The organism is Bradyrhizobium manausense (assembly GCF_018129685.1).
In the GTDB taxonomy this organism is placed as follows: Bacteria; Pseudomonadota; Alphaproteobacteria; order Rhizobiales; family Xanthobacteraceae; genus Bradyrhizobium; species Bradyrhizobium manausense_D.
The window spans coordinates 1-16,478 of sequence record NZ_JAFCLG010000033.1; the positions used below are offsets into that span (position 1 = coordinate 1).

At 63.7% G+C, this 16,478-nt stretch carries 15 protein-coding genes; 7 read left to right on the top strand and 8 right to left on the bottom strand.

Features of this window, described 5'->3' with window-relative positions; all coding sequences use genetic code 11:
• On the bottom strand, positions 1 to 1,391 hold a 1,391-nt coding region (locus JQ621_RS33790), incomplete at its 3' end, for a HAMP domain-containing protein (RefSeq protein ID WP_212241403.1).
• Positions 1,392 to 1,736: 345 nt separating this feature from the next.
• Here JQ621_RS33790 and JQ621_RS33795 point away from each other — a divergent pair.
• The 4 genes from JQ621_RS33795 (at position 1,737) to JQ621_RS33810 (ending at position 6,906) form a co-directional block, all read left to right on the top strand.
• The gene (locus tag JQ621_RS33795; protein WP_212241404.1) at positions 1,737 to 2,222 is read left to right on the top strand and encodes a (2Fe-2S)-binding protein; all 486 of its coding nucleotides are present in this window, start codon (positions 1,737 to 1,739) and stop codon (positions 2,220 to 2,222) included.
• A gap of 84 nt (positions 2,223 to 2,306) precedes the next feature.
• Complete coding sequence (locus JQ621_RS33800) at positions 2,307 to 4,649, top strand: xanthine dehydrogenase family protein molybdopterin-binding subunit (protein WP_212241405.1); 2,343 nt, start codon at positions 2,307 to 2,309, stop codon at positions 4,647 to 4,649.
• 138 nt (positions 4,650 to 4,787) lie between these two features.
• Positions 4,788 to 5,588 carry an FAD binding domain-containing protein gene (locus JQ621_RS33805; RefSeq protein ID WP_212241407.1) on the top strand — a complete coding sequence of 267 codons (801 nt, stop codon included), beginning with the start codon at positions 4,788 to 4,790 and terminating at the stop codon, positions 5,586 to 5,588.
• A gap of 205 nt (positions 5,589 to 5,793) precedes the next feature.
• Complete coding sequence (locus JQ621_RS33810; protein WP_212241409.1) at positions 5,794 to 6,906, top strand: CaiB/BaiF CoA transferase family protein; 1,113 nt, start codon at positions 5,794 to 5,796, stop codon at positions 6,904 to 6,906.
• Between the two features lie 195 nt (positions 6,907 to 7,101).
• Here JQ621_RS33810 and hppD read toward each other — a convergent pair whose 3' ends face one another.
• Entirely contained in the window at positions 7,102 to 8,220 is a 1,119-nt protein-coding gene (hppD, locus tag JQ621_RS33815; protein ID WP_212241437.1) for a 4-hydroxyphenylpyruvate dioxygenase, read from the bottom strand.
• Between the two features lie 119 nt (positions 8,221 to 8,339).
• Between hppD and JQ621_RS33820 the strand changes: the two genes are divergently transcribed.
• Positions 8,340 to 8,819 carry an Lrp/AsnC family transcriptional regulator gene (locus JQ621_RS33820; RefSeq protein ID WP_212241410.1) on the top strand — a complete coding sequence of 160 codons (480 nt, stop codon included), beginning with the start codon at positions 8,340 to 8,342 and terminating at the stop codon, positions 8,817 to 8,819.
• A gap of 73 nt (positions 8,820 to 8,892) precedes the next feature.
• Positions 8,893 to 9,204 carry a DUF1272 domain-containing protein gene (locus tag JQ621_RS33825; RefSeq protein WP_212241411.1) on the top strand — a complete coding sequence of 104 codons (312 nt, stop codon included), beginning with the start codon at positions 8,893 to 8,895 and terminating at the stop codon, positions 9,202 to 9,204.
• 2 nt (positions 9,205 to 9,206) lie between these two features.
• Here the strand turns inward: JQ621_RS33825 and fahA are convergent, their stop codons facing one another.
• The 5 genes from fahA to JQ621_RS33850 all read right to left on the bottom strand — a co-directional run bounded on the left by fahA (position 9,207) and on the right by JQ621_RS33850 (position 14,799).
• Positions 9,207 to 10,478 (bottom strand): fumarylacetoacetase, encoded by a 1,272-nt coding sequence (gene fahA, locus JQ621_RS33830; RefSeq protein WP_212241412.1) that lies wholly within the window; start codon positions 10,476 to 10,478, stop codon positions 9,207 to 9,209.
• A 127-nt stretch (positions 10,479 to 10,605) separates the two neighbouring features.
• Positions 10,606 to 11,952, bottom strand: a complete 1,347-nt coding sequence (gene hmgA, locus JQ621_RS33835; RefSeq protein WP_212241413.1) for a homogentisate 1,2-dioxygenase — start codon at positions 11,950 to 11,952, stop codon at positions 10,606 to 10,608.
• A gap of 2 nt (positions 11,953 to 11,954) precedes the next feature.
• Positions 11,955 to 12,911: an MBL fold metallo-hydrolase gene (locus JQ621_RS33840; protein ID WP_212241414.1), complete on the bottom strand. Its 957-nt coding sequence runs from the start codon at positions 12,909 to 12,911 to the stop codon at positions 11,955 to 11,957.
• 20 nt (positions 12,912 to 12,931) lie between these two features.
• Positions 12,932 to 13,159 carry a DUF2783 domain-containing protein gene (locus tag JQ621_RS33845; RefSeq protein ID WP_212241415.1) on the bottom strand — a complete coding sequence of 76 codons (228 nt, stop codon included), beginning with the start codon at positions 13,157 to 13,159 and terminating at the stop codon, positions 12,932 to 12,934.
• 8 nt (positions 13,160 to 13,167) lie between these two features.
• Positions 13,168 to 14,799, bottom strand: a complete 1,632-nt coding sequence (locus tag JQ621_RS33850) for an FAD-dependent oxidoreductase (RefSeq protein ID WP_212241416.1) — start codon at positions 14,797 to 14,799, stop codon at positions 13,168 to 13,170.
• Between the two features lie 111 nt (positions 14,800 to 14,910).
• On the opposite strand from JQ621_RS33850, the gene JQ621_RS33855 reads away from it, so the two are divergent.
• The gene (locus tag JQ621_RS33855) at positions 14,911 to 15,453 is read left to right on the top strand and encodes a MarR family winged helix-turn-helix transcriptional regulator (RefSeq protein ID WP_212241418.1); all 543 of its coding nucleotides are present in this window, start codon (positions 14,911 to 14,913) and stop codon (positions 15,451 to 15,453) included.
• A 121-nt stretch (positions 15,454 to 15,574) separates the two neighbouring features.
• On the opposite strand, the gene JQ621_RS33860 is transcribed toward JQ621_RS33855, so the two are convergent.
• Positions 15,575 to 16,381, bottom strand: a complete 807-nt coding sequence (locus tag JQ621_RS33860; protein ID WP_212241419.1) for an N-acyl homoserine lactonase family protein — start codon at positions 16,379 to 16,381, stop codon at positions 15,575 to 15,577.
• Between the last annotated feature and the right edge of the window lie 97 nt (positions 16,382 to 16,478).

The following is a 16,478-nucleotide window of genomic DNA, read 5'->3' on the forward strand; positions in this document are numbered from 1 at the left end:
GTTGCGACCGACTGCATGTTGCTGGAGGCCTGCTCGGAGACGCCGGCGACCTGGCTCGACAGGGTCTGCGTGGTCTCCGCAGTGCGGGTCAGCGTGGAGGCCGACGATTCGAGCTGCACGGCGGAGGCCGAGACGTTCGACACGATCGCCCCGACCGCGGTTTCGAAATCGTCCGCAAAGCGGATCAACTCGGCGCGACGGGCCGCGCTCGCCTCCTTGTTCTGGGCTTCGCTGGCGGCGGCATCGCGCTCCGCCTTGGCCACGGCCTGAACCTTGAACTCCTCGACGGCACTGGCCATCTCGCCGATCTCGTCCTTGCGGCCGAGGCCGGGCAGAACGACATCGAAATTGCCCGAGGCGAGTTCGCGCATCGCCTTGCACATCGCGATCATCGGCCGCGAGATGCCGGTGCCGAGCAGGAAGGCGAGGACGGCGCCCAGCAGCGTGCCGCCGACGGCGAGCATCAGCACCAGGTGCTCGGTCTTGCCGATAGTCGCTTCCGATTCCGTGTCGAGCCGCTGCTGTTCGGCGACCAGATCCGCCTTCATGGCGGTGGCGCCGCGAAGGATCGCACCCGCCGAACCGCTCATCTCGGTGACGAGATCGTCGACCAGCTTGGCATTGGCGATCAGCTTTTCCAGCGCGTCCTTATAGGCGACGAGGATGGCCTTGGCGTCCTTCAGGCCGGCGACGATCTTGTCGTCCATGGAATAGACCGCGCCGAGCGAGTTCTCGACGAATTTCAGCCGCGCCAACGCACTGTTTGCGATCGACTGGTCGGACGTCAGCACGAAATTGGTCGCCGCCGCGCTGGCTGTCTGGAACTGGGAGTTGACCTGCTTGGTACCGAATTCGATCGCCTGCGCCTCGGAATCGGAGGCGTTGTTGCCGATGTCATCGAGCTTGTATTTCAGGAGATTGGCCTGGCGCGACAGCTGGTTCTGCACCAGCAGCGTGCTGTCGCGCTTGGCCTGGAGGACCTTGGCAAAGGTCGCGGAGAAATTTGCAAATTCCTTGGCGAGCTTGTCGAGGCTGTCCTGCCGCGCCGGCGACTTGGCGCCCTTCACGGCCTGGTCGATGGCGTTTCTCAGGCCGGTCTCGGCGTCGAGCGCCGCCTTCGCGTCGTCCTCCTTGCCGGTGACGACGAAAAATTTGACGGCAGAGCGGTAGCCGAGCAGCTCACGGTCGATGTTGCGGGCGAGATCGGCTTCCGAGACGCTGCTGCGGTAGGAGCCGACGCCGGATGAAACCCGCTCGAAGCCGAAATAGGCGAACGCCATGCTGCCGGCGGAGATCACCAGCACCGCAGCAAAGCCGAGGATGATCTTGGCGCGAAACCTGAGAGTCGGAAATATGCTGCGCTTCGACGGCGACGCGGTACGCCCGGACATTCCAACCCCCACTTATTTCTCGTCAGCCACGACCCGGAGGCGCCCCGCCCCCAGACCCGGATGCGCAAAACTAGGGCACAATCAATAAAGGGCGGTAAATTCGGCTCGCCCGTGCAATTTCGGGCTTTATCGGCCAAATGCCGAGCGGATGGGATGACCGCTGGCAGCCCACGCCTCTGCCGACCGCACTGCCCGAGACGACCCGTCCGGCGGCGCAAATCATTGCGCCTCCATCTGGTTCGATGACTTTTCCATGACCGGGGCGACCAAAATCCTAGTTGCAATGTCCGGGTCCCGCGGTCTCTAATTAGAAACAATCAAAATCAATCCCGGGAGGTATTTTCTGTGTCTACAGTCAAAATGACGGTGAACGGCAAGGCCGTTGCCGTCGATGTCGAGGACCGGACGCTGCTGGTCCATGTCTTGCGCGAGCACCTCAATCTCACCGGAACCCATGTCGGCTGCGACACCAGCCAGTGCGGCGCCTGCGTCGTGCATGTGGACGGCAGGGCGGTGAAGTCCTGCACTATGCTGGCCGGCCAGGCCGATGGCGCCAGCGTCACCACCATCGAAGGCATCGCCAAGGGCGACGAGCTGCATCCGATGCAGGCCGCCTTTCGCGACAATCACGGCCTGCAGTGCGGCTATTGCACGCCGGGCATGATCATGTCGGCGATCGACATCGTGCATCGCCATGGCGGCCAGCTCGACGAAGCCACGGTCCGTACCGAGCTCGAGGGCAATATTTGCCGCTGCACCGGCTATCACAACATCGTCAAGGCGGTGCTGGACGCAGCCGGACGCATGAAGGTCTCGCAGGCGGCCGAGTAAAGCGGCTCGCCTCGAATAAAGAACCGCCACTGCGGCTTTCGAGGGAAAGCGCAGTCAAGACAATTCCGGTCGGGAGGACCAGACATGGGTGTTGAAGGTATCGGCGCGCGCGTCGTGCGCAAAGAAGACAAGCGTTTCATTACCGGCAAGGGCAGGTACGTCGACGACATCAAATTGCAGGGCATGACCTTTGCCCATTTCGTCCGCAGCCCGCACGCGCATGCGAAGGTGAAGAAGATCGATTCGTCCGCCGCGCTGAAGATGCCGGGCGTGGTCGCGGTGCTCACGGGACAGCAGATCGTCGACGACAAGGTCGGCAACCTCATCTGCGGCTGGGCCATCACCTCCAAGGACGGCAGCCCGATGAAGATGGGCGCATGGCCCGCGATGGCGCCGGAGACGGTGCGCTTTGTCGGTCAGGCCGTTGCGGTCGTCATCGCCGACAGCAAAAACCTGGCGCGCGACGCCGCGGAAGCTGTCGTGGTCGACTACGAAGAGCTCCCTGTGGTCGCCGACGTCCATGCCGCCATCAAATCAGGCGCGCCTCAGCTCCATCCCGAGGCTCCCGGCAACCAGGTCTATGACTGGGTGATCGGCGACGAGGGCGCGACCGATGCCGCCTTCGCCAAGGCCGCCAATGTCGTCAAGCTCGACGTCACCAACAACCGCCTCGCGCCCAACGCGATGGAGCCGCGGGCAGCGATCGCCGACTACGATGCCGCCGAAGAGCACTTTACGCTCTACACGACCTCGCAGAACCCGCACGTCGCGCGCCTCGTGCTGTCGGCGTTCTACAACATCGCGCCCGAACACAAGCTGCGTGTCATCGCGCCCGACGTCGGCGGCGGCTTCGGCTCCAAGATCTACATCTATCCGGAAGAGATGGTGGCGCTGTGGGCCTCGAAGAAGGTCGGCCGCCCCGTGAAATGGACCGGCGACCGCACCGAGGCCTTCCTCACCGACGCGCATGGCCGCGACCACGTCACCCATGCCGAGATGGCCTTCGACGCCAACAACAAGATCACCGGGTTGAAGGTGAAGACCTACGCCAATTTCGGCGCCTACATGTCGCTGTTCTCCTCGGCGGTACCGACCTATCTCTACGCGACGCTGCTGTCGGGCCAGTACAACATCCCGGCGATCCATGCTGAGGTGATCGGCGTCTACACCAACACCGTGCCGGTCGACGCCTATCGCGGCGCAGGCCGCCCGGAGGCGAGCTACCTGATCGAGCGGTTGATGGAGACGGCCGCGCGGCAGCTCAAGGTCGACCCAGCCGCGTTGCGCAAGACGAACTTCATCACCCAGTTCCCGCACCAGACGCCCGTTATCATGGCCTATGACATCGGCGACTTTAATGCCTCGCTCGACGCGGCGATGAAGGCGATCGACTATGCCGGCTTCGCGTCCCGCAAGGCGCAGGCGAAGGCGCAAGGCAAGCTGCGCGGTATCGGACTGTCCTGCTACATCGAGGCCTGCGGCATCGCGCCGTCGAAGGCGGTCGGCAGCTTGGGTGCCGGCGTCGGCCTATGGGAATCGGCGGAGGTACGCGTCAATCCCGTTGGCACCATCGAGATCCTGACCGGCTCGCACAGCCACGGCCAGGGCCACGAGACCACGTTCTGCCAGCTCGTCGCGGAGCGTCTGGGCATTCCGATCAGCCAAGTCTCGATCGTCCATGGCGACACCGACAAGGTGCAGTTCGGCATGGGCACCTACGGCTCGCGCTCCGCGGCCGTCGGCCTCACCGCGATTCTCAAAGCCATGGAGAAGATGGAAGCCAAGGCCAAGAAGATCGCCGCGCATGCGCTGGAGGCGTCGGAAGCCGACATCGTCATCGAGAACGGCGAGTTCAAGGTGACGGGCACCGACAAGGCGATCGCGCTGCCGATGGTCGCGCTCGCGGCCTACACGGCGCACAATCTGCCTGACGGGATGGAGCCGGGCCTGAAGGAAAGCGCCTTCTACGACCCGACCAACTTCACCTTCCCGGCCGGCACCTATATCTGCGAGCTCGAGGTCGATCCTGGAACGGGCAAGACATCCTTCGTCAACTTCGTCGCGGCCGACGATTTCGGCCGGCTGATCAACCCGATGATCGTGGAAGGCCAGGTTCATGGCGGCCTCGTGCAGGGCATCGGTCAGGCCCTTCTCGAGCACGCCATCTACGACGCCAACGGCCAGCCGGTCACGGCCTCGTTCATGGACTACGCCATGCCGCGCGCCGACGATGTGCCCTCGTTCAACCTCTCCCACACCACGACGCTCTGCCCGGGCAATCCCTTGGGCATCAAGGGTTGCGGTGAGGCCGGCGCGATCGGCGCCTCGGCGGCCGTGATCAATGCGATCACGGACGCGATCGGCAAGAACAATCTGGAAATGCCCGCAACCCCTGATCGGGTGTGGCGCACGATCCACGCGGCTTGACCATTCATCATCGTCATTCCGGGGCGACGCACAGCGTCGAACCCGGAATCTGGAGCCACGAATTCCACCTCGAGATTCCGGGTCTGCGCCTGCGGCGCATCCCGGAATGACAGAGAAAAGATTTCAGGAGCAACCAAGATGTACCAGACCACCTATCATCGCGCTTCCTCGGTCGACGAAGCGGCCAGCCTGTTCGCCAAGAGCAGCGAAGCGAAGTTCCTTGCCGGCGGCCAGACGCTGCTGCCTGTGATGAAGCAGCGGCTCGCAAGCCCCTCGGACGTGATCGACCTCGGCAAGATCAAGGAGCTGCAGGGCGTCGAGCTCTCCGGCGACGTGCTGACCATCAAGGCCGCGACGACCTATTACGACATCATGACGAATGCCGATGTGAAGAAGGCGATTCCCGCGATCGCCCATCTCACCTCGGTGCTGGGCGATCCCGCCGTGCGCTATCGCGGCACGATCGGCGGCTCGATCGCCAACAACGATCCTGCCGCGGACTTCCCCGCCGCCTTGCTCGCGCTCGGCGCCACCGTGAAGACCAACAAGCGGTCGATCACGGCGGACGACTTCTTCAAGGGCCTGTTCACCACGGCGCTGGAAGACGGCGAGATCATCACCGCCGTGTCGTTCCCGGTGCCGGCGAAGGCGGGTTACGAGAAGATGCGGCATCCGGCCTCGCGGTTCGCGCTGACCGGGGTGTTCGTGGCACAGACCAAGTCGGGCGAGGTTCGCGTTGCCGCGACCGGCGCATCGCAGAGCGGCGTGATGCGGGTGCCCGCGATCGAAGCGGCGCTGAAGGCGAACTGGTCGCCGTCGGCGATCGACAGCGTCAGCATTTCGGCGAGCAATCTGCTGGCCGACATCCACGGCACGGCTGAGTACCGCGCCAACCTGGTCAAGGTGATGGCGCAGCGCGCGGTGACCGCCGCGGGCTGACGTTTCGTCCTAGCGACTGAACACAAATCTTCCGCGGCGCGCAGCAATGCGCGCCGCTTTTTTGATGCGCCCATGCATGAAAAGCGCTTGCCTCGCTGGCATGAAGGCGAGAAGAGTTAATCAGCCAATTAACTCGCCCCGAAGAGGAATGTCCGAAGGCGCTGCCGAACCCGCGGCATCGCCCGTGACCCGAGGAAACAACAAAGTGCTCGATAAACCAGCCCAGAGTTCGTCCGTCCGCGCCTCCGGCCCGCTCGCAGGCTTCCGCATCGTCGAATTCGCCGGCATCGGTCCGGGCCCGTTCGCCTGCATGATGCTGGCCGACATGGGCGCCGACGTCGTCACGCTCGACCGCGTCGGCGCGAAGAAGAGCATGAAGTCGGTGGCGGGCCGCGGCCGCAAGCTGATCGAGCTCGACTTGAAGGACAAGGTCGCGATCGCAGAGGTGCTCGACCTGCTCGCCGGCGCCGATGCGCTGGTCGAAGGCTTTCGTCCCGGCGTGATGGAGCGGCTTGGCCTCGGGCCCGATGTCGTGCTCGCGCGCAACCCGAAGCTCGTCTACGGCCGCATGACCGGCTGGGGCCAGGAAGGTCCGCTGGCGAACGCCGCCGGCCATGACATCAACTACATCTCCATCACCGGCGCGCTTGCCGCGATCGGACCTAAAGAGGCCCCCGTGCCGCCGCTCAACCTGGTCGGCGATTTCGGCGGCGGCGCGCTCTATCTCGTCGTCGGCGTGCTCGCAGCGCTGCTGGAAGCATCAAAGTCCGGCAAGGGCCAGGTGGTCGACGCCGCGATGTGCGACGGCGCGGCATCGCTGATGTCATTCTTCTTCGACATGAAGACGCTTGGTCGCTGGACCGAAGGACGCGACCGGAACTTCCTGGACGGTGGCGCTCACTTCTACGGCGTCTACGAATGCGCCTGCGGCCACTTCGTCTCGATCGGCTCGATCGAGCCGCAGTTCTACGCGCTGCTGCGCGAGCACGCGGGTCTCATAGATGCCGATTTCGACGCGCAGATGGATCCGAAGGCCTGGCCCGCGTTGAAGGAAAAGTTGAAGGCCGTCTTCAAGAGCAGGACGCGCGAGGAGTGGTGCAAGATCATGGAAGGCACCGACATCTGCTTCGCGCCTGTTCTGACCATGTCGGAAGCGACCGAGCATCCGCACATGGTCGCCCGCAACGTCTTCATCGAGCGCCACGGTGTGAAACAGCCGGCCCCGGCGCCAAGGTTCTCGCGCACGGTGTCGACGATCCGGGAGCCGGAAAGCGCGGAGATCGCCGCAGTGACGAAGGCGTGGAAGGCGGGGCGATAGCTGCGGTAAGATCTCCGCCGGCGCACCACGCTCCGTCGTCGTCCTGGCGAAAGCCAGGACCCATAACCACCAAACGTGGTTTGACGAAGACTCGGAGTTACCAGATCGCCTGACGACCGCTCCCTGGGCTAATGGGTCCTGGCTTTCGCCAGGACGACGGCTGTTGTTTGATGGCGCGAGCGTGCAACGCAGCGCTTACGCCGCCGTCTCCACCTTCAGCACCCCTCGCCGGATCTGGTCTTCCTCGATCGATTCGAACAGGGCCTTGAAATTGCCCTCGCCAAAGCCGTCGTCGCCCTTGCGCTGGATGAACTCGAAGAAGATCGGGCCGATCGCGTTGGCCGAGAAGATTTGCAGCAGCACCTTGGTCTGGCCACCGTCGACCACGCCTTCGCCGTCGATCAGGATGCCGTTCTTCAGCAAGCGCGCGACGTCCTCGCCGTGCTTGGGCAGGCGCGCGTCGATCTTCTCGAAATAGGTCGCGGGCGGCGACGGCATGAACGGCAGGCCGGCCGCGCGCAGGCCCTCGATCGTGCCGTAGATGTCGCGGCAACCGCAGGCGATGTGCTGGATGCCCTCGCCGCGATAGATCGTCAGGTATTCCTCGATCTGGCCGGAATCGCCGGCATCCTCGTTGATCGGAATCCGGATCTTGCCGTCCGGGCTGGTCAGCGCGCGCGAGAACAGGCCGGAGGCGCGGCCCTCGATGTCGAAGAAGCGGATCTGGCGGAAGTTGAACAGCTTTTCGTAGAAGCCGGTCCAGACATCCATGCGGCCGCGATGGACGTTGTGGGTGAGGTGGTCGAGATAGAACAGGCCGGCACCTGCGGGGCGCGGATCGCGCGCGCCGATCCATTCGAACTCCGCATCATAGGCCGAGCCCTTGGCGCCATAGCGATCGACGAAATAAAGCAGGCTGCCACCGATGCCCTTGATCGCGGGCACATCCAGCGTCTTCTGCGCGGATGAGGCTTCCGCCGGCTCGGCGCCGAGCGCAATCGCGCGGTCATAGGCCGCCTTGGCATCGACCACGCGGAACGCCATCGACGGCGCACACGGACCGTGCGCGGCGACGAACTCGGTGCCGTGGGTGCCCGGCTCCTCGTTGACGAGATAGTTGATGTCGCCCTGGCGATAGACCGTGATGGCCTTGGTCTTGTGGCGCGCGACGGGCGCATAGCCCATCAGCTTGAACAGATCGTGCAGCTCCTGCGGATTGGGATGCGCATATTCGACGAACTCGAACCCGTCGGTGCCCATCGGATTGTCGGCGCTGATGGTGGCCGGCGGTGCATCGTGCGGAAACGGACCCATGGTGTTCTCCAGGTTGCGGCTGATAGAACTATCCTTCATGGGGCGCGCAATGATCGTGCAAATCAGACGCGATTTCGCTATCCTATGCACGATCCGTGCACGAATTGGACAAAATTTGCATGATTTCCGTGGATGCCTTCGACCTCAGGATCCTGGGCGCACTCCAGGATGACGGCCGCCTCACCAACCAGGAGCTTGCGGAGCTCGCGGGGCTTTCGGCCTCGCAATGCTCGCGCCGGCGGATGCGGCTGGAAGAGGAGAAGGTCATCGCAGGGTATCACGCCGATCTCTCGAGCGAGGCATTGGGCTTCGGCGTGATCGCCTTCATCCAGGTCGGACTTGCGACCCACTCGCCTGACAATTCCAAGCGGTTTCGAACGCTGGTCAACCGGATCGACGAGATCCAGGAAGCCTATTCGCTGACGGGCGACGCGGATTACGTGCTCAAGGCCGTGCTGCGCGATCTCAAGGGCCTCTCCAACCTCGTCAACGATGTCTTGATGCCGCACCAGAGCGTGGCGCATGTGCGCTCGTCGATCGTGCTGGACCGGCTGAAGGAGAGCTCGAAGCTGCCGCTGAAGGATTTGAAGCCTGGCTGAAATCGAGGGAACTACGCCGTTTCGCGCCGCTTGCACGATCTGCGATGATCCCATCAATCCGGGAGATTCAGCCATGGCCCTCCAGCTTCGACCGAACTGCGAATATTGCGACCGCGACCTGCCGCCTGAGGCAACGAATGCGCGGATCTGTTCCTATGAATGCACGTTCTGCGCGGATTGCGTCGAGACGAAACTCTCCAACGTCTGCCCGAACTGCGGCGGCGGCTTTGCCCCGCGCCCGATCCGCCCCACGCAGGAATGGCGGCCGGGCGTGTGCACGACCAAACAGGCGCCATCCGACAAGCGGGTGCATTTGAAGTACAGCGCGGAAGATGTCGCCGCACATTGCGCGCGAGTCAAGGACGTGCCGCCGGAAAAGCGGTAGGCCTACTCCGTCGCTAGAATCGTCCCCTCGACTTCGCCGAAGCCGACGCGATAGCCGTTGCCCTGGCACCAGCCGCGCATCACGAGGCTATCACCGTCTTCCAGGAACGAACGCTTCACGCCGCCGGGCAATTCGACCGGCTCTGTGCCGTTCCAGCTGATCTCCAAAAGGCTGCCGCGCTGGTTCTTTCCCGGACCGGAAATGGTGCCGCTGCCGAGGAGATCTCCGACATTCATCGCGCAGCCAGAGGACGCGTGGTGCATCAGCTGCTGCACCGACGACCAGTACATGTATTTGAAGTTGGTCCGGCTGATGGTGGCGGGCGCGTTGGCGCCGGCGGCGCGCAACGACACGTCGAGCTCCAGATCATAGTTCTGCGGCTTGCCCTGCCTGAGATAATCCAGCGGCACCGGCTCCTGCGCCGGTCCGTTCAGGCGGAACGGCTCCAGCGCCTCGCGCGTCACCACCCATGGGCTGATCGAGGTCGCGAATGCCTTGGCCAGGAACGGTCCGAGCGGCACATATTCCCATTGCTGGATGTCGCGCGCGCTCCAGTCGTTGAGCAGCACGAAGCCGAAGATCATGTCCTCGGCCTGTTGCTCGGTCAGCATGCCGCCCATGGCTGAGGGCTGGCCGACCACGACGCCCATCTCCAGCTCGAAATCGAGCCGCTTGCATGGTGCGAAGCTCGGCACCTCGACATTCGGCGGCTTCAGCTGCCCGCGCGGGCGCTTCACCTTGGTGCCTGACACCACGACCGTGGAGGCGCGGCCGTTATAGGCGATTGGCATATGCAGCCAATTCGGCTGCAGCGCATTGTCCTTGCCGCGGAACATCACGCCCACATTGGTGGCGTGCTCTTTCGACGAGTAGAAATCGGTGTAGCCGGAGACCGCGAACGGCATGTGCAGTCTTGCATCGCGCATCGGCACCAGCGCGGCTTTGCGCAGCTCCTCGTTGTCGCGCAGCTCCGGATGATCGTGGCGCAAGAGCTCGCTGATCCGCGCCCGCGTCCTTGTCCAGACCTTCGGCCCAAGCGCCATGAAGGCGTTGAGCGCGGGACCGGAGAACACGCCGAGCGGCCCGACATCGAGGCGGGAGTCCTGCTCCAGCTCCCAGAGATCGAGCACATAATCGCCGATCGCGACACCAACGCGCGGCGTCGGATTGGCCGCCGTCGAGAACACGCCGTAGGGCAGGTTCTGGATCGGAAAGTCGGAGGCAGGATCGACCTCGATGAAGGAGCGGAGGCTGGGGTCGTTGGGGTGGGGCACTTGACTCTCCGAGCTTGAGACCGTCATGGCCGGGCTTGTCCCGGCCATCCACGATCTTTCGAATGCGTGCTGGCACGTAGATGCCCGGGACAAGCCCGGGCATGACGGAGGGAGGCGGACTAGGAGACTACGGCCGGTTCGGGTCGAACCGCTTCTCCAGCCCCTTCCAGCAATCCGCGTAGTCGTCCTGAAGCGTCGACGCGTTTGCGGCATGCGCTGTCACGCGCTGGGGATAGCGGGTCTCGAACATGAAGGCCATGGTGCCCGTCAGCTTGACCGGCTTCAGCTCGCCATTGCTGGCGTGCTCGAAGGCATCGCGATCCGGGCCGTGCGGCAGCATGCAGTTGTGAAGCGACATGCCGCCCGGGACGAAGCCCTGCGGCTTGGCGTCGTAGACGCCGTAGATGAGACCCATGAACTCGCTCATGATGTTCATGTGGTACCAGGGCGGGCGGAAGGTGTTGTCGGCAACCATCCAGCGCTCGGGGAAGATGACAAAGTCGATATTCGCGGTACCAGCCGTTTCCGACGGCGAGGTCAGCACCGTGAAGATCGAGGGATCCGGATGATCGAAGCCGATCGCGCCGACGGGCGAAAAGGTGCGCAGATCGTATTTGTACGGCGCATAATTGCCATGCCAGGCGACCACGTCGATCGGCGAATGGGCCAGCTGCGTCTTGAACAGCGAGCCGCCCCATTTCACGAACAGCTCGGTCGGCGTGTCCTTGTCCTCGTAGTTTGCCACCGGCGTGAGGAAGTCGCGCGCGTTGGCGAGGCAGTTCGCGCCGATCGGCCCCCGCTCCGGTAACGTGAAGGCGCCGCCATAGTTCTCGCAGAGATATCCGCGCGCCGGACCATTCGGAATCTCGACGCGAAACTTGACGCCGCGCGGGATTACCACGATCTCGCCGGGCTCGGCATCGATGCGGCCGAACTCGGTCACGAGCCGCAGGTTTCCCTGCTGAAGCACGAACATCAGCTCGCCGTCGGCATTGTAGAAGTGCTGGTCCACCATCGATTTGGTGATGAGATAGACATGCGCGGCCATGCCGACCTGCGTATTCACGTCACCGGCCGTCGTCATCGTCTGCACGCCCTGGACGAAGGTGACTTCGTCTTTCGGCAGCGGCGTCGGGTCCCAGCGCAGCTGCGCGATCGGCAGATCGTATTCATGGCACGGCGCCGAACGCCACAGGCCGGCATCGACCTTCTCGAAGCGTCCGGAATGCTTCACGGAAGGGCGAATGCGGTAGAGCCAGGAGCGCTCATTGCTGCCGCGCGGTGCCGTGAAGGGCGAACCCGAAAGCTGCTCGGCGTAAAGCCCGTAGGCGCAGCGCTGCGGCGAATTGCGGCCGATCGGCAGCGCGCCCGGCAGCGCCTCGGTCTCGAAGCTGTTGCCGAAGCCGGACATGTAGCCCGGCGTCACCTGGGCCGAGCTTCGGATGATCTGATCAGGCGAGGTATTGATGTTCATGACTATCCTCCTCCTTGCAGGGCGGCCCACATCTCCTGGTCGCGCTTGTCGGTCCAGATCACGGGGTCGTCGATCCCCGACGCTTCGTCATAGGCGCGCGAGACGTTGAACGGCAGACAGTGCTCGTAGATGGCGAAGCTCGAAAATTTCGGGTCCATCACTTCGCGCGTCGCCGCCATCGATTCCTTCAAGCTGCGGCCCTTGGCCACCGACATTTCGGCGGCACCATAGAGCGAAGTGACGAAGTCGCGCGTCATCGCGATGGCCTCGCGCACCGTGGCCGTTCCCTTCAGCGCATCGCCGCGACCCGGCGCGATCGCCTTGGGATTGAAATTGCGGATCTCGTTCAGCGTCATCGGCCATTCCCGCAAATGCGCATCGCCGCAATAGCAGGCCGAGTGGTATTCGATGAGATCGCCGGAGAACATCACTTCCGCGTCGGGCACCCAGGCGACGATGTCGCCGGAGGTGTGGCCGGCACCGAGCTGCATCAGCCGCACCTCGCGCTTGCCGAGATAGATCGACATCTCGCCTTCGAAGGTCAGCGTCGGCCAGGTCAGCCCGGGAATGCTTTGCGCATCCTGGAACAGGCGCGGAAAGCGGCCGTATTCGGAATCCCAATCCTGCTTGCCGCGCTCCTCGATGAGACGATAAGTCTCCTGCGACGCCACGATGCCTTGCGCCTTGTAGGCGGACGCACCGAGCACGCGCACCGCGTGATAGTGCGACAGCACCACATATTTGATCGGCTTGTCGGTGACGGCGCGGACGCGCTCGATCACCTTGTTCGCCATTGCAGGCGTTGCCTGAGCGTCGAACACCAGGCAACCGTCATCGCCGACGATCACGGCCGTGTTCGGATCGCCCTCGGCTGTGAAGGCGTAAAGATCGGTGCCGATCTCCGAGAAAGTGATTTTCTTCTCGGAAAGATCGCCGGTGGATGCGAAGTTCTTCGCCATCAGTTCGTCCTTGGCTCGAGTTATTGTTGTTGCTGTTGTTGCTGCTGCTGGCTGTCGACCATGCGGCGTTTCGCCAGCGCGAGCGCATCCCTCAGCACGTCGATGTCGCCGATATGGTTGGCGAGGATCAGAACCAGCGCCGCGTCGAAATCCGCGCTCTGCTCCTCGGTGAGGCCGCGATGCGCCTCGACGATGGCGCGAAAGGCGTCGTCGGGACGCGCAAAATTAGAGCTCGTGGACAGCGGCATCACAAACCTCAATTCAGTCCTGCGGCTCGCGACAGCGCGGCTGCGATCGCCTCACGCGTCGGATGACGGAAGCGCGCCGCGACATAGCCATCGGGCCTGAGCAGATAGGCCGTACCCGGCTCGGCGTCATAGCGCTTCGCGACCAGGCCCTGGGGATCGGCAAGCCCGCCCTCGCCGCCGATGCGGATGTCCTTCACGCCATCGGGCGCATCGATCGCGGCGCCATTGCAGAACGACAACAGGGTAAAGCCGGTTCCACCCTTGCGGAACGCATCGGTCAAATAGGCCTGCTGACCAATGGGCGCATCGAGCATGGAGCAGCCGGGCGACGGTCCGCTCCGCCACGCATCCGCATCGCGCGATGACAGTGGCGAGTCATAGCTGCATGGCACCGAGAGCCGGCCGCCATTGACCATGCGCTTGCCGAACTCGGTTTCCTTGGCCAGTGACAGCACCGCCTGGCGCAGCCGTGCTTCCTGATGCGAATTCGGCGCCATGAAATCGGTCGAGCGGGTGGATTCGCGGATGTTCTCGTCGGCGGCGAGGCTCCGCTCGACATGATAGGTCTCCAGCAGGCTCGCGGGCGAAGTGCCGCGCAGCACGCGGTCGAGCTTCCAGGACAGATTCTCGGCGTCTTCGAGGCCCGAGTTCGCGCCGCGCGCGCCGAAAGGCGAGACCTGGTGCGCGGAATCGCCGGCGAAAATGACGCGGCCATGGATGAAGCGATCCATCCGCCGGCACTGGAATTTGTAGAGCGAGATCCACTCGAACTCGAACTTGTCGTGGCCGAGCATGCGCGCGATCCGCGGCCGCACATTCTCGGGCTTCTTCTCGAGAACCGGATCGGCATAGCGATTGAGCTGGAGATCGATGCGCCAGACGTCGTCGGGCTGCTTATGCAGGAGCGCTGAACGCCCGGCATGAAATGGCGGATCGAACCAGAACCAACGCTCCGTCGGGAATTCCGCGGCCATCTTGACGTCGGCGATCAGGAACTGGTCCTCGAACACCTGCCCTGCAAACTCGGCACCGACCATCTGCCGCAGCGAGGAGCGGGCGCCGTCGCAGGCGACGACATATTGCGCGTGCAGGCGGTAGGCGCCATCGGGTGTTTCGATCGTCAGCACCGCGGAGTCGTTGCGCTGCTCGACCGCGGTCACCTTGTTGCGCCAGCGCAGGTCGATCGCAGGCAGATCCTGGATGCGATCGACCAGATAAGCCTCGGCGTAATATTGCTGGAGGTTGATGAAAGCCGGCCGCTTGTGGCCGTCCTCCGGCAGCAGGTTGAATTGATAGAGCTGGGACTCGCCGTGAAAGATACGGCCGACGCTCCACACCACGCCCTTGTTGACCATGCGATCGGCGACGCCGAGCCGGTCCCAATATTCCAGCGAGCGCTTGGAGAAGCAGATCGCGCGCGAACCTTCGCCGATGCGGTCGGCATCATCCAGAAGGACGACACGCTGTCCACGCTGGGCAAGATCGATCGCCAGCGACAGCCCGACGGGGCCTGCCCCGACGACCACGACCGGGTGTTCGGCCGGACTTTGCCCGGGACGATCCTGGTCCGGATGGCGGCGATAGCCGAACTGGGTCTTCGCTTGAGGGGTATTGGCCTGATGCGTATTGGCCGGCGCCATACACTAACCTCGGCTCTGGTCAGAAGAGGACCGATCTGCTAGATAGTCTCACGTGCAACTATTATTGGACCGGAGCCGGCCGGCCGTCAACTGGAATTCGGAGCGCTCTTCTTGGCGAGGACATCCAGCAACATTGCGCTGCAGACGAAAGAAGCAGACGAGGCTTCACCGCGGCCCAAATCGCGGCTCGATCTGTTCAAGTTCGTTCCGTTCCGCCTCAACCGGATTGCAGCGGAGGTCAGTTCCGCGCTGGCGGTCGAGTATGAGGAGCGGCATGGCCTCGACATTCCGGCCTGGCGGGTGATTGCCACACTCGGCTTCCGCGTTGATGCCTGCAGCGCGCAGTTCATCTCGCAATGCACGCGCACGCACAAATCCACCATCAGCCGCGCGGTGACCACGCTGCTGCATGACGGCCTGATCGAGCGGGTCGAGAACGAAGCCGATCGCCGCGAATTCCGCCTGCAACTCACGAAGAAGGGCCGCGCGCTCTACGAAGAGCTGTTCCCGCAACTGTTGCGGCGAGAAGACGAGATTTTGGCGTGCCTCTCCGCGCATGAGCGTAAGCAGCTCTCCGCCCTGCTCGGCAAGATCGAGGAGAGCCTCGACCTGATCCAGACCAGCGAAGAGGCCGACGCCAAGCAGGCGTATTAGTTACCGCTGTCATTCCGGGGCGCGCGTAGAGCGAACCCGGTATCCCTTCATCCACGAAACCAGAGTCGCGATGGATTCCGGGTCTGCGCCTTCGGCGCATCCCGGAATGACGGCCGCATCATCACTTCGCAAACGACCGCGTCGGCGGCAAATGCAGCGCCCAGGCGTCGACCTTGTCGCTGGCGCGCGGATAGATTTCCGTCACGATCGGATCATGACCGGGAATGTAGCGATCGGGATGGCCGGCCAGACGTTCGATCGTCTCCCAGCCGGCGGCCATGTCGCCGACATTGTAGACGATCGGGAACGGGCTGCGTCGCTGCAGATTGGCGTAGTAATGCGCAGCGTCCGACGCCAGCACCACCGGCCCGCGCGCGGTCTCGACCTTGACCACCTGCAAGCCGTCGGAATGGCCGCCGACGCGATGCACGGTCACACCGGGCGCGACCTCGCCGTCGCCGGAATAGAAGCTGACACGCTCACCATAGACATGGCGCACCATCTGCGTGACGTGCTCGACCGAGAACGGATGGCGCAGCAGTCCGTTGCACATGCAGCGGCCGGTCGCGTAGGCCATCTCGCGCTCCTGGAGATGGAAGCGCGCGTTCGGAAAGCGATCGAGATTGCCGGCGTGATCGTAGTGCAAATGCGTCACGATAATGTCGCGGATGGCTGACGCCGCGACGCCAAAGCGCTCCAGCGCATCGACCGGATTGAGCGTCAGCTTGCGCGCCCGTGCGCTCGCCTCCTCGGCATTGAAGCCGGTATCGACCAGAATGTCGCGGCCGTGCCCCCGGATCAGCCAAACGAAGTAGTCCAGATCCTGCGCTGCGCCGTCATGCGGATCGGGTGCCAAGAAATTCATGTTGGGGGTGCGCGGTGACATCGTCGCATAGCGCAAGGCATAGATTTCGTAGGCGTTTCCCATGACATTCATCCTGGCTTCGATCCCGGCTTTTGCTTTTCTGAATGGACCCTGGCGCACCAAGCCATCGCCCGCCAAAAAGGTCAAACGTCGCGGGGTT